This window comes from Kitasatospora sp. NPDC092948 (genome assembly GCF_044754805.1).
Taxonomy (GTDB): Bacteria; Actinomycetota; Actinomycetes; order Streptomycetales; family Streptomycetaceae; genus Kitasatospora.
Window position 1 is genome coordinate 68,581 of the sequence record NZ_JBIVPU010000013.1, and the last position, 12,996, is coordinate 81,576.

At 70.9% G+C, this 12,996-nt stretch carries 11 protein-coding genes; 2 read left to right on the forward strand and 9 right to left on the reverse strand.

Annotated features, from left to right (window positions below; genetic code table 11):
* Positions 1-64 precede the first annotated feature (64 nt).
* The 5 genes from ppk2 to ACIQF6_RS29240 all read right to left on the reverse strand — a co-directional run bounded on the left by ppk2 (position 65) and on the right by ACIQF6_RS29240 (position 5,431).
* On the reverse strand, positions 65-853 hold the full coding sequence (ppk2, locus tag ACIQF6_RS29220; RefSeq protein WP_400900481.1) for a polyphosphate kinase 2: 789 nt from the start codon (positions 851-853) through the stop codon (positions 65-67).
* Positions 854-998: 145 nt separating this feature from the next.
* A complete protein-coding gene (locus tag ACIQF6_RS29225; protein ID WP_400900276.1) occupies positions 999-1,505 on the reverse strand; it encodes a GNAT family N-acetyltransferase in 507 nt (168 codons plus the stop codon).
* A gap of 148 nt (positions 1,506-1,653) precedes the next feature.
* Complete coding sequence (aspS, locus tag ACIQF6_RS29230) at positions 1,654-3,444, reverse strand: aspartate--tRNA ligase (RefSeq protein ID WP_400900278.1); 1,791 nt, start codon at positions 3,442-3,444, stop codon at positions 1,654-1,656.
* Entirely contained in the window at positions 3,441-4,703 is a 1,263-nt protein-coding gene (hisS, locus tag ACIQF6_RS29235; protein ID WP_400900280.1) for a histidine--tRNA ligase, read from the reverse strand. Before hisS ends, aspS begins: the two co-directional genes overlap by 4 nt.
* An 11-nt stretch (positions 4,704-4,714) precedes the next feature.
* Positions 4,715-5,431 (reverse strand): MBL fold metallo-hydrolase, encoded by a 717-nt coding sequence (locus tag ACIQF6_RS29240; protein WP_400900282.1) that lies wholly within the window; start codon positions 5,429-5,431, stop codon positions 4,715-4,717.
* A gap of 224 nt (positions 5,432-5,655) precedes the next feature.
* Between ACIQF6_RS29240 and ACIQF6_RS29245 the strand changes: the two genes are divergently transcribed.
* Both ACIQF6_RS29245 and ACIQF6_RS29250 read left to right on the forward strand, forming a co-directional pair.
* Positions 5,656-6,402 (forward strand): peptidylprolyl isomerase, encoded by a 747-nt coding sequence (locus tag ACIQF6_RS29245; RefSeq protein ID WP_400900284.1) that lies wholly within the window; start codon positions 5,656-5,658, stop codon positions 6,400-6,402.
* 205 nt (positions 6,403-6,607) lie between these two features.
* Positions 6,608-7,837 carry a DUF349 domain-containing protein gene (locus tag ACIQF6_RS29250; protein ID WP_400900286.1) on the forward strand — a complete coding sequence of 410 codons (1,230 nt, stop codon included), beginning with the start codon at positions 6,608-6,610 and terminating at the stop codon, positions 7,835-7,837.
* A 102-nt stretch (positions 7,838-7,939) separates the two neighbouring features.
* On the opposite strand, the gene ACIQF6_RS29255 is transcribed toward ACIQF6_RS29250, so the two are convergent.
* From ACIQF6_RS29255 to secF, 4 genes are all read right to left on the reverse strand, one after another.
* Positions 7,940-8,713: a hypothetical protein gene (locus tag ACIQF6_RS29255; protein WP_400900288.1), complete on the reverse strand. Its 774-nt coding sequence runs from the start codon at positions 8,711-8,713 to the stop codon at positions 7,940-7,942.
* 111 nt (positions 8,714-8,824) lie between these two features.
* Positions 8,825-11,116 carry a RelA/SpoT family protein gene (locus tag ACIQF6_RS29260; protein WP_400900290.1) on the reverse strand — a complete coding sequence of 764 codons (2,292 nt, stop codon included), beginning with the start codon at positions 11,114-11,116 and terminating at the stop codon, positions 8,825-8,827.
* A gap of 197 nt (positions 11,117-11,313) precedes the next feature.
* Positions 11,314-11,868 (reverse strand): adenine phosphoribosyltransferase, encoded by a 555-nt coding sequence (locus ACIQF6_RS29265; protein ID WP_400900292.1) that lies wholly within the window; start codon positions 11,866-11,868, stop codon positions 11,314-11,316.
* A 27-nt stretch (positions 11,869-11,895) separates the two neighbouring features.
* A complete protein-coding gene (gene secF / locus ACIQF6_RS29270) occupies positions 11,896-12,996 on the reverse strand; it encodes a protein translocase subunit SecF (RefSeq protein WP_400900294.1) in 1,101 nt (366 codons plus the stop codon).

Sequence of the window (12,996 nt, forward strand, 5' to 3'; positions counted from 1 at the left end):
TCCAGCCGTTGCGGGGTCTCCTCCATCGCACGCCCGCCGCGTCGTACGGGTCAACCGGGGGCGGTCACCGCTCGAGCAGCGTCGCGGCGTGGTCGAAGACGTACTTCTGGAGGTCGCGCGGCGGCCGCTGGTAGCCGCGCGGTTGGGGCCTGGGCGGCAACGTGATCGCGGGGCGGACCACCTCGTGGTACGGGACGGTGGAGAGCAGGTGGGCGATCATGTTGAGGCGGGCGCGGCGCTTGTCGTCGCTGTCGACCACGTTCCACGGGGAGTCGGGGAGGTCGGTGTAGACGAACATCTCGTCCTTGGCCCGCGAGTACTCCTCCCAGCGCGTGATGGATTCGACGTCCATCGGCGAGAGCTTCCACTGCCGCATGGGGTCGTCGAGGCGGTCGCGGAAGCGGCGTTCCTGTTCGACGTCGCTGACCGAGAACCAGTACTTGCGCAGCAGGATGCCCGCTTCGATGAGCATCCGTTCGAAGGTGGGGCACTGGTGGAGGAACTGCCAGTACTCCTCCTCGGTGCAGAATCCCATCACCTTCTCGACGCCGGCCCGGTTGTACCAGGACCGGTCGAACAGCACCATCTCGCCGGCCGCCGGGAGCTGTTCGACGTAGCGCTGGAAGTACCACTGGCCGCGCTGGCGCTCGGTGGGCGCCGGCAGGGCGGCGATCCGGGCGATGCGCGGGTTGAGGTACTCGGTGACGCGTCTGATCACGCCGCCCTTGCCGGCGGCGTCCCGGCCCTCGAAGATCACGACCATCCGGACGCCTTCGCTGCGCACCCACTCCTGCATCTTGACCAGTTCCTGCTGGAGCCGGAGCAGTTCGGGCTCGTAGATCCGCTTGGGGATCCGCTGGATGCTCTTGGCGCCGCGGGTCTTCTTGCCGCGCTTGGAGTCCGCCACTTCGCACACCTTCCGATCACCGTACTGATGATGATCACTCAGGCTACGGGCCGCCGGTGGCCCACGCAGGTCGGCCGGCGGCCCTCGCGGGTCAGACCTCCGCGAACGGCGCGGGGTAGCGGCACGCGCCGTGCGGGACGCCGTCCGCGCCGGGCAGCGCCAGCGCCTGGAAGTAGTGGTCGGGGACGTCGAACGGGCTGCTGATGCGGTGCCCGGAGGCGGGTTCGAAGCCGAACCGGGCGTAGTAGCCGGGGTCGCCGAGGACCACCACGACGCGCTCGCCGGCCTCGGCGGCGGCGGTCAGCGCGGCCCGTACGACGGCGGTGCCGACGCCCTTGCGCTGCCATTCGGGGGCGACCGCGACGGGGGCCAGGGCGAGCCCCTTGCCGTTGCCGATCCTCAGCCGGGTGAGCAGGGCGTGGCCGATGACGACCTCGCGGTCGTCGACGGCGACCAGGGAGAGTTCCGGCAGCCAGGCGGGGTCGCGGCGCAGCGCGTCCACCAGGTCCGCCTCTTCGGGGCCTGGGAAGGCCGCCATGTGCACGCGCCGGGTCTCGGCGACGTCGGTGGGGAGTTCGACTCTGGTTCGTACGGTCATCCTTGACCCTTCTTGCGCCCTGCACCCCGTTGTGCAGCGATCCGGCCCCGGGCGGTGCGAGCCTACTCCTGGTAGGCACGCACCGACCGGGGCCGGAACAAATCGTGATCAATATGCCGTTCCTGACGGGGCGTCAGGCGACGGAGTGTCAGGCGGTGGGCTCGGCCTCCGCCTTGGCGGCGTCCTTCGACTTGGGCTTGGCGTCCACGCCGGCCTCCCGGCGCTGGGCCGGGGTGATCGGGGTGGGGGCGCCGGTCAGCGGGTCGCCGCCGGTGGACGTCTTCGGGAAGGCGATGACGTCGCGGATGGTGTCGTAGCCGCCCAGCAGGGTGACCACGCGGTCCAGGCCGAGCGCGATGCCGCCGTGCGGCGGCGGGCCGTAGTTGAAGGCGTCCAGCAGGAAGCCGAACTGCGAGGCCGCCTCCTCCTCGGACAGGCCGATCGCGTCGAACGCCCGCTTCTGCACGTCGCGCTGGTGGATACGGATCGAACCGCCGCCCAGCTCCGAGCCGTTGAGCACCAGGTCGTACGCGTTGGAGAGCGCGCTGCCCGGGTCGGTGTCGAAGGTGGCGAGCGACTCGGCGGTCGGCGCGGTGAACGGGTGGTGCACCGCGTGCCAGCCCTGGAACTCGCCCTTGTCGTCCTCGATGGGCTCGAACATCGGGAAGTCCACGACCCAGAGGAAGGCCCACTGGGACTCGTCGATCAGGTTGCAGCGGCGGCCGATCTCCAGGCGGGCGGCGCCGAGCAGCTCCTGCGAGGCGGTCTTCTTGCCGGCCGCGAAGAACACCGCGTCGCCGGGCTTGGCGCCGGCGGCGGCGGCCAGGCCGGACAGGTGCTCCTCGGACAGGTTCTTGGCGACCGGGCCGCGCAGCTCGCCGGTCTCGGCGTCCACCAGGACGTACGCGAGGCCGCGGGCGCCGCGGGCCTTCGCCCAGTCCTGCCAGGCGTCGAGCTGCTTGCGGGGCTGCGAGGCGCCGCCGGGCATCACGACCGCGCCGACGTACGGGGCCTGGAAGACCCGGAACTCGGTGCCCTTGAAGTACTCGGTCAGGTCGGTGAGTTCCTGGCCGAAGCGGACGTCCGGCTTGTCGGAGCCGTAGCGCGACATGGCGTCGGCGTACGTCATCCGCGGCAGCGGGTTGGGGATCTCGTAGCCGTGCACCTCGCGCCAGATCGCGGCGATGATCTTCTCGCCGAGGGCCAGGACGTCCTCCTGGTCGACGAAGGACGCCTCGATGTCCAGCTGGGTGAACTCCGGCTGCCGGTCGGCGCGGAAGTCCTCGTCGCGGAAGCAGCGGGCGATCTGGTAGTAGCGCTCCATGCCGGCCACCATCAGCAGCTGCTTGAACAGCTGCGGGGACTGCGGCAGCGCGTACCAGTGGCCGGGCTGGAGGCGGACCGGGACCAGGAAGTCGCGGGCGCCCTCGGGGGTGGAGCGGGTGAGGTACGGCGTCTCGATGTCGAGGTAGTCGTTCTCCTCCATCACCGTGCGGATGATGTGGTTGACCTTCGAGCGCAGCCGCAGCGCGCGGGCCGGGCCCTCGCGGCGCAGGTCGAGGTAGCGGTAGCGGAGCCGCACCTCCTCGTTGACCGAGCCGGGCTCGTACTCGGCGACCTGGAACGGCAGCGGCGCGGCCTCGGACAGCACCTCGATGGACTCGACGACGACCTCGACGGCGCCGGTCGGGATGTCCGGGTTCTCGTTGCCCTCGGGGCGGACCCGGACGTCGCCGATCACCTTCACGCAGTACTCGGAGCGCAGCCCGTGCACCGACTCCAGGTCGCGGACCACGACCTGCACGGTGCCGGAGGCGTCCCGCAGGTCGATGAAGGCCACGCCGCCGTGGTCACGGCGGCGGGCCACCCAGCCGGCCAGGGTGACGGTGGTGCCGGCGTGCTCCGGTCGGAGCGTGCCCGCGTCGTGCGTGCGGATCACAGCTGCTTCTCCTTCAGGGTGGTGACGAGCGCCTCCAGGGAGACGGGGGTCTGCTCGCCGGACTCCATGTCCTTGAGCTGGACCACGCCCTCGGCGAGGTCCCGGTCGCCGGCGATCAGGGCGAAGCGCGCTCCGGACCGGTCGGCGGACTTCATGGCGTTCTTGATGCTCTTGACGCCGAACGCCAGGTCGGTGGACACGCCGGCCCGGCGCAGCTCCACCACCTTGGCGAACAGCAGGTCCTTCGCCGCCTCGCCGAGCGCGACGGCGTAGACGGAGGTGGCGGCGGGCAGGTCGAGGGCGATGCCCTCGGCCTCCAGCGCCAGGTAGGTGCGGTCCACGCCGAGCGCCCAGCCGACCGAGGGCAGCGCGGGGCCGCCGATCATCTCGGACAGGCCGTCGTACCGGCCGCCGCCGCCGATCGCGGACTGGGCGCCGAGGCCGTTGTGCACGAACTCGAAGGTGGTGCGGGTGTAGTAGTCCAGGCCGCGGACCAGCTTCGGGTCGTCGGTGAACGAGACACCGGCCAGCGTGAGCAGTTCGCGGACCTTCTCGTCGTACGCCTTGCAGTCCTCGCAGAGGAAGTCCCGCAGCATCGGGGCGTCGGTGAGCTGGGCCTGCACCGACTCGCGCTTGTCGTCGAGCACCCGCAGCGGGTTGATCTCGGCGCGGCGGCGGGTGTCCTCGTCCAGGTCGAGTCCGGACAGGAACTCGATCAGCGCGGTGCGGTAGACCGGACGGCACTGCTTGTCGCCGAGGCTGTTGAGCAGCAGCGAGTAGTTCGACAGCCCGAGCGCGCGGAACGCGTCGTCGGCCAGGATGATCAGCTCGGCGTCCAGCGCCGGGTCCTCGGCGCCGATGGCCTCCGCACCGACCTGCGAGAACTGGCGGTAGCGACCCTTCTGGGCGCGCTCGTAGCGGTAGTAGTTGCCGGAGTACCAGAGCTTGACCGGCAGGTTGCCCTGCTTGTGCAGGTTCGCCTGGAGCGCGGCGCGCAGCACGGAGGCGGTGCCCTCGGGGCGCAGCGCGAGCTCGTCGCCGCCGCGGGTGGTGAGGTTGTACATCTCCTTGGTGACGATGTCGGTGGACTCGCCGACGCCGCGGGAGAAGAGCTTCACGTCCTCGAAGACCGGGGTCTCGATGTAGCCGTAGCCCGCCCGGCGCGCGGGGGCGGCGATCGCCTCGCGGATCGCCAGGAAGGTCGCCGAACTGGGCGGCAGCAGGTCGTAGGTGCCCTTGGGGGCGGTGAAGGTGCTCAACTTCTCTTCCGTCACATTCCTCGTCGCGGGAAAGCTGTGCTTTCGGCGGGGCCGCCGCCCCACGCTGCCTGCTGGAGGTAGGGGTTGGTGGCGCGCTCTCGGCCGATGGTGGTCTGGGAGCCGTGGCCGGAGAGCACCACGGTCGCGTCGTCGAGGGGCAGGCACACCCGGGCCAGCGAGCGCATGATCGCTCCGCTGTCTCCGCCCGGGAGGTCGGTACGCCCGATGGAGCCGGCGAACAGCAGGTCGCCCGAGAACAGCACCGGAGGAATGTCGTCCCCGGCGGGCGTCCTGAACGTCACCGACCCCTTGGTATGGCCGGGCGCATGGTCGACGGTGAGCTTCAGACCGGCCAGGTCGAGCACGCTGCCGTCGGTCAACTCGCGGACGTCGTCCGGCTCTCCGACGGTGAGGGAGCCCATCAGCTGCTGCCCGAGGGAGCGGCCGATGGCCTTCTCGGGGTCGGCCATCATGTACCGGTCCTCGGGGTGGATCCAGGCCGGGACGCCCGTGGCCCCGCAGACCGGGACCACCGAGGCGACGTGGTCGATGTGGCCGTGGGTGAGCAGGACCGCGACCGGCTTGAGGCGGTGCTCGCGGATCAACTCCTCGACGCCGCTTGCCGCTTCGTGCCCGGGATCGACGATCACGCACTCCTCGCCGGCAGCGGGTGCGACCAGGTAGCAGTTGGTGCCCCAGGCCCCGGCGGGGAATCCGGCGACGAACACGCGAGTCCTTCGTTCATGCGGTGGCGGTCTTCTTTACCCCCGCAGCCTACCGGCGGCACGGGGCCGCGGGCGAACCGGTTCCCGGGCGCGTTCAGGCCTTTCTCATGTGGCGTTGATCCCGAGCCGACGTCCAGGGTCCCTACACTTGGCCGCCGACAGGTGCGACGATGCGCACACGACAGTCGCAATTCCCACTCCCCACAGCGCAGTAGGAGACACGCCCGGTGGTCAGCAGCGAACAGCGTCGGCGGCAGCTCGCCCGCAAGAAGTACGAGGACCAGATGAAGCGCCGCGCCGAAGCCGCGGCCAAGCGCAAGAAGCGCAACGCACTGGTCGGCGGGCTCGCGGCCGTGGTCGCGCTGGCCGGCATCGGCGCCGCGGCGACCGGTTGCTCGTTCGGCTCGGACAAGAAGAACGACAAGAAGCCGGCCGCCGCGCCGTCCGAGAGCGGCAAGAAGTGGGCGGCCGAGCCGGCCATGTCGATCGACACGGCGGCGTCGTACACCGCGACGCTGGACACCTCGGCGGGCAAGGTGACCTTCTCGCTGGACGCGGCGAAGGCCCCGCACACCGTCAACTCCTTCGTGTTCCTGGCCGGTCAGCAGTTCTGGGACGACACCAAGTGCCACCGCCTCACCACCGAGGGCATCTACGTGCTCCAGTGCGGCGACCCGACCGGCACCGGTTCCGGCGGCCCGGGCTACCAGTTCACCGACGAGAACCTGACCGGCGCGACGTACCCGGCGGGCACCGTGGCGATGGCCAACGCCGGCCCGAACACCAACGGCAGCCAGTTCTTCCTGGTCTACAAGGACACCCAACTGCCGCCCAGCTACACCCCGTTCGGCAAGATCACCGGCGGTCTGGACGCGCTCCAGAAGATCGCCGAGGCCGGCGTCCAGGGCGGCGGCACGGACGGCCCGCCGGCCACCCCGGTCAACGTGAAGAGCATCACCGCGGCCAAGGGCTGACCCGCCGCGAAAATCGACCGGCGCCGGATGCGGACAGCACCGGCGCTGGTCGCCTATGTTGCTGTTGTATAGGGTGCCCAGACCGTCGGCCGTCACCCTCGGCACGACAACGACGGCTCGGGACGGCGGACTCCATCGGTCCGCCGCACATCAACTGTGGACGACGCTCCCGCCCGTGGGCGTGGCGTCATGTGGAGGAGGCGCTGTGAGCAGCGACCCGTGGGGCCGTGTCGACGAGCAGGGGAACGTCTACGTGAGGACGGCCGACGGCGAACGCCAGGTCGGCTCCTGGCAGGCCGGCTCTCCCGAGGAGGCCCTCGCCTACTTCGAGCGCAAGTTCCAGGGCCTGGAGGCGGAGACCGCGCTCCTGGAGCACCGGGTGCGCAAGACCGACCTGGCCGCCAAGGAGGCCCAGGTCGCGCTGGAGCACCTGCGCGCGCAGGTCGTCGAGGCGCACGCGGTCGGCGACCTGGAGTCGCTGGCCAAGCGTCTGGACACGCTGGCCGGTGAGATCGAGACCCGGCAGAGCGAGCGCAAGGCCGCCCGGGCGAAGGCCCAGGAGGAGACCCGCGCCGCCAAGGAGGCGCTGGTCGCCGAGGCCGAGCAGCTCGCCGAGTCCAACCAGTGGCGGGAGGCCGGCGACCGGCTGCGCGCGCTGGTCGACAACTGGAAGGCGCTGCCGCGCCTGGACCGCAAGAGCGACGACGAGCTGTGGCACCGCTTCTCGCACGCCCGCTCGGTGTTCTCCAAGCACCGCAAGGCGCACTTCGCGGCTCTGGACTCGGAGCGCGACAGCGCCCGCGCGGTCAAGGAGAAGCTGGTCGCCGAGGCCGAGCAGCTGTCCGGCTCCACCGAGTGGGGCCCGACCGCGGCCGCCTACCGGGAGCTGATGACGCGCTGGAAGGCCGCCGGCCGTGCCCAGCGGGAGGCGGAGGAGGAGCTGTGGGCCCGTTTCCGCGGCGCCCAGGACGTCTTCTTCCAGGCCCGGTCCGCCGCGTTCTCCGAGCGCGACGCCGAGCAGGGCGAGAACCAGAAGGCCAAGGAGGCGCTGCTGGTCGAGGCCGAGGCGATCCTGCCGATCACCGACCTGAAGGCCGCCAAGGCGGCGCTGCGCGAGGTCGCCGAGCGCTGGGAGGCGATCGGCCACGTCCCGCGTGACGCCCGTCCGAAGCTGGACGGCCGGCTGGCGACGGTGGAGCGCGCGGTCCGCGAGGCCGAGGAGGCCGAGTGGCAGCGCTCCAACCCGGAGGCCCGGGCCCGGGCCACCGGCATGACCGCGCTGCTGCAGTCCGCCGTCGACAAGCTGCAGGCCGACCTGGACAAGGCCCGCGCGGCCGGCAACGCGTCCAAGGTCGCCAAGCTGGAGTCCGAGCTGGCGGGCCGTCAGGCGCTGCTCGACCAGGCGCAGAAGTCGCTGCAGGAGTTCAGCTCCTGACGCACTGTCGGTGAAGGGGCCCGGTCGCCGTTCGGCGGCCGGGCCCCTTCGTCGTGGTCGGGCCCTCGGACCGCGGTCGGGCCCTCGGGCCGGGTCGGGCCCTCAGACCGTGGTCGGGCTGGATTCGGGCTGTTGCTGCTGGAGCTGGTCGATGTCGAGGCTCTGGTCGGGGCCGGGGGTGGCGGAGGGCACCGGGGTGCCGAAGTCGCTGAAGTCGACGGCGCCGACGTCCTGCTCCAGCCGCAGCGGCACCGGCTGCCCGTCGGCGGCGACGTACAGGGTGGCGGTGCCGGTGTCGGTGCTGCGGCTGAGCGGGACCGCCGGGCGGCCCTGGATCGTCGTGGTGGCGCCCTTGGTCAGGTCGTCGGTGGCGGAGCCGAGCTGGTCGGCGAGGGCGCCGAGGTCGCACAGGCTGCCGATCTCGCCGAAGTCCGGGTCGTCGGCGGTGGTCTTCAGGTAGCGGTCGCCGAGCTGGGCCGGCGCGGAGCCGCCCTGGTTCTGCCAGAACGCCTGGTCGGGTTTGACCCACAGCTGCTGGCCGGCCTTCACCACCTGGAAGCCGCCCACGCCGCTCTGGCTGAGCGTGCCGGTGCAGTTGCCCGCGGTGTCCAGCCGCAGGTCCATGGTGATCGGCTGGCCGCCGCCGGCGATGGTGCCGACCGCCCGCGCCGAGCGGGCGTCCCTGAGCGCCTGGGCGGAGCGCTGGAGGATCTGGGCGGCCGGCTGCCCGGCCGCCCCGTTGTCGGTGCCGGGGCCCGGAGCGGCGGTGGTCGCGGTGGCCGCCGCCCGGCCGGCCGCGGCGGACGGTCCGGTGGAGCCGCCCGAGCCGCCGCAGCCGGCGGTCAGGGCTGCGACGGTCGCCACTGCGCCCGCCATCGCCGTCATCGTCCGAGTCGTGTGCACGGTGCCTCCCGAAATGAGCGGGCCGCCCCCACCCGGCCAGTGTCGGCGGGGTGGGGGCGGCCTGCACCCGGAAGGACCAGGGGCCTACTTGTTGCGGGCGGAGGTGACCCGGTACACGTCGTACACGCCTTCGACGCCGCGGACGGCCTTCAGGACGTGGCCGAGGTGCTTGGGGTCGCCCATCTCGAAGGTGAACCGGCTCATCGCCACCCGGTCGCGGGAGGTCTGCACCGCCGCGGACAGGATGTTGACGTGCTGGTCGGAGAGCACCCGGGTGACGTCGGACAGCAGCCGGGAGCGGTCCAGCGCCTCCACCTGGATCGCCACCAAGAACACCGAGGACTGGGTGGCCGCCCATTCGACGTCGATGATCCGCTCGGGCTGCTGCTGCAGGGACTCCACGTTGACGCAGTCCGCGCGGTGCACCGAGACGCCGTTGCCGCGGGTGATGAAGCCGACGATCGGGTCGCCGGGCACCGGCGTGCAGCAGCGCGCCAGCTTCACCCACACGTCGTCCACGCCCTTGACGATCACGCCCGGGTCGCCCTTGGCCCGGCGGCGCATCGAACGCGGCTGGTGCGACGGGGTGGCGGTCTCGGCGAGGTCCTCGACCGCGCCGTCCTCGCCGCCCATCGCCTGGACCAGCTTCTGCACGATGGCCGGCGCGGCGACGTGGCCCTCGCCGATAGCCGCGTACAGCGAGGAGATGTCCGGGTAGCGCATCTCGTGGGCCAGCGTGACCAGCGAGTCCCCGGTGAGGATCCGCTGGATCGGCAGGCCCTGCTTGCGCATGGTCCGGGCGATCGCCTCCTTGCCCTGCTCGATCGCCTCCTCGCGGCGCTCCTTGGAGAACCAGGCGCGGATCTTGTTCCGGGCCCGCGGCGACTTGACGAAGTTCAGCCAGTCCCGGGACGGTCCGGCGTTCTCCGCCTTGGAGGTGAACACCTCGACGGTGTCGCCGTTCTCCAGCGTCGACTCCAGCGGCACCAGCCGGCCGTTCACCCGGGCGCCGATGCACCGGCAGCCGACCTCGGTGTGCACCGCGAACGCGAAGTCCACCGGGGTGGCCTGCGCGGGCAGCGCTATCACGTCGCCCTTCGGGGTGAACACGAAGACCTCGTTGCTGGACAGGTCGAAGCGCAGCGACTCCAGGAACTCGCTGGGGTCCTCGGTCTCCTTCTGCCAGTCCAGCAGCTGCCGCAGCCAGGCCATCTCGTTGACCGCGTCGGCCTTGTCGTGCTGCCGCTTGTGGGTCGGCGTGTCGGTGCGCACCTTGGACGCGCCGGCCACCGCCCGCTGCTTGTACTTCCAGTGCGCGGCGATGCCGTACTCGGCGCGGCGGTGCATGTCGAAGGTGCGGATCTGGAGCTCGACGGGCTTGCCGCCGGGGCCGATCACCGTCGTGTGCAGCGACTGGTACATGTTGAACTTGGGCATCGCGATGTAGTCCTTGAACCGCCCCGGCACCGGGTTCCACCGCGCGTGGATGGTGCCCAGCGCCGCGTAGCAGTCGCGGACGGTGTCGACCAGGACCCGGATGCCCACCAGGTCGTAGATCTCGGCGAAGTCCCGGCCCCGGACGATCATCTTCTGGTAGACCGAGTAGTAGTGCTTCGGCCGGCCCGTCACCTGCGCGGTGATCCGCGCGCCGCGCAGGTCGCCCTGCACCTGGTCGATCACGGTCGCCAGGTACTCGTCGCGCTTCGGGGCGCGCTCGGCCACCAGCCGGACGATCTCGTCGTACATCTTGGGGTAGAGGATGGCGAACGCCAGGTCCTCCAGCTCCCACTTGATGGTGTTCATGCCCAGCCGGTGCGCCAGCGGGGCGTAGATCTCCAGCGTCTCGCGGGCCTTCTTCTCCTGCTTCTCCCGCTTCAGGTAGCGCATCGTGCGCATGTTGTGCAGCCGGTCGGCGAGCTTGATCACCAGGACTCGCGGGTCCTTGGCCATCGCGACGACCATCTTGCGGACGGTCTCCGCCTGCGCCGCCTCGCCGAACTTCACCCGGTCCAGCTTGGTGACGCCGTCGACCAGCAGCGCCACCGAGTCGCCGAAGTCGTGCCGCAGCGTCTCCAGGCCGTAGTCGGTGTCCTCGACGGTGTCGTGCAGCAGGCCCGCCATCAGCGTCGGCGCGTCCATCCCCAGCTCGGCCAGGATGGTCGCCACCGCCAGCGGGTGCGTGATGTACGGGTCGCCGCTCTTGCGCTTCTGCCCGCGGTGCCACTTCTCGGCCACCGCGTACGCCCGCTCGATGTCCTTGAGCAGGACCGGGTCGGCCTTCGGGTCGTTGGCCCGGATGGTCCGGAACAGCGGTTCCAGCACCGGGTTGACCATCGAACTGCGCTGTCCGCCCAGCCGAGCCAGGCGAGCCCGCATGCCGCCGGGCGAAGGGCGGGTGCTGGCAGTCGCAGCCGTGGGCACAACCTCGTCGGGCAAGGACACTCCTACGTGCGGACGGATCAACCTTCATCGTACCGGCGGCGTGACAGGCTTCCGCGTTCGGCCGACCCCCTACAGACAAAGCCGCCCGGGAACGGAATCTGTTCCCGGGCGGCTCGTATGCGATCGGTCGGTCAGACCACGACCAGCGTCTCCAGCGGCGCACCGTGCAGGTGCGGGGCCAGCTTCTCACGGCCCGTCAGGAATCCGAGCTCCATCAGCACCACGACGCCCACCAGCTCGGCGCCGGCCTCCTGGACCAGGTCCAGCGAGGCGGCGATGGTGCCGCCGGTGGCCAGCACGTCGTCGACCACCAGCACCTTCTCGCCGGGCTCGAACGCGTCGCACTGGACCTCCAGCGTCGCCGACCCGTACTCCAGGTCGTACGAGCGGGAGAACACGTCGCCGGGCAGCTTGCCCTTCTTGCGGATCGGGACGAACCCGAGTCCGGCCGCGACGGCCGCGGGTGCGGCCAGCACGAACCCCCGCGCCTCCAGGCCGACCACCTTGGTGGCGCCGAGTTCCTTCGCCCGCTCGGCCAGCGCCCGGGTCAGTGCGCCGAACGCCTCGGCGTCGGCCAGCAGGGGGGCGATGTCCTTGAACAGGACGCCCGGCTTCGGGTAGTCCTGCACGTCCCGGATCCGGCTGTTGAGCAGCTCGGTCAGGGCGGGGTCGATGGTGGAGGTCACGGGGGTTCCTTAACGACGACGCGGGGTTCAGCGCTTGCCGGACGGCCGTCCCTTGCCCCGGGTGCGGCTGGTCGGCTGGTTACGCTGTCCGACCATACCCGCCGGAACCTCCTCGTCGATCATCCCGTCCTCGCCGTGCTCCTCGGCCTCGTCGGCCGCCTTGGCCTCGGACGCCCGGCGCTGCGCGACCCGCTTGGCCAGCGCCTTCATCTCCGGGGTCTGCTCCTTGAGCTGCGCGAGCAGCGGGGTGGCGACGCAGATCGAGGAGTAGGCGCCGGCCGCGAGGCCGATGAACAGCGCCAGCGAGATGTCGTTGAGGGTGCCGGCGCCGAGCAGGCCGCCGCCGATGAAGAGCAGCGCGGAGACCGGCAGCAGCGCCACGACCGTGGTGTTGATGGAGCGCACCAGGGTCTGGTTGAGGCCGTGGTTGGCGGCCTCGCTGTAGGTGCGGCGGGACTGCTTGGTGAGGCCCCGGGTGTTCTCCTTCACGGTGTCGAAGACGACGACCGTGTCGTAGAGCGAGTAACCGAGGATGGTCAGGAAGCCGATCACGGTGCCCGGGGTGACCTCGAAGCCGACCAGGGCGTAGACGCCGATGGTGATCAGCAGGTCGTGGATCAGCGCGACCAGGGCGGCCACCGCCATCCGCCACTCGAACGCGATCGCCAGGTAGACGGTGACCAGGACCATGAAGATGACCAGGCCGGTCAGTGCCTTCTTGGAGATGTCGGCACCCCAGGAGGGGCCGATCACCTGGGCGTTGATGTCCTTCTCGTCGACGCCGACGGCCTGCGAGAACTCCTTGGTGAAGGTCGCGGCCGGCACCGACTCCTCGGCGCTGATCTGGACCCGGACGTCGCCCTTGTCCGTGGTCTGCACCAGCGCGGTGTTGGAGTTGGTGATCTTGTTGGCGGCGTCCTTCGCCTGGGACACCGTCAGTCCGGGCTTGTGCACGGTGTACACCGAGCCGCCCTTGAACTCGATGCCCAGGTGCAGGCCCATGGCCAGGCCGATCGCGGCCACCAGGACGATCACGGCGGAGATCGAGTACCAGATCTTCCGCTTGCCGACGAAGTCGAACGAGACCTCGCCCTGGTAGAGGCGGTGACCGATGTTGCGGAGCGACAT

What these genes read in the sequence shown, in the direction of transcription:
- ACIQF6_RS29260 (WP_400900290.1), bottom strand. Translation starts at nt 11,116, where the DNA reads ATGCGGGCTCGCCTGGCTCGGCTGGGCGGACAGCGCAGTTCGATGGTC.
- ACIQF6_RS29225 (WP_400900276.1), bottom strand. Translation starts at nt 1,505, where the DNA reads ATGACCGTACGAACCAGAGTCGAACTCCCCACCGACGTCGCCGAGACC.
- ACIQF6_RS29255 (WP_400900288.1), bottom strand. Translation starts at nt 8,713, where the DNA reads ATGGCGGGCGCAGTGGCGACCGTCGCAGCCCTGACCGCCGGCTGCGGC.
- secF (WP_400900294.1), bottom strand. Translation starts at nt 12,996, where the DNA reads ATGTCGCTCCGCAACATCGGTCACCGCCTCTACCAGGGCGAGGTCTCG.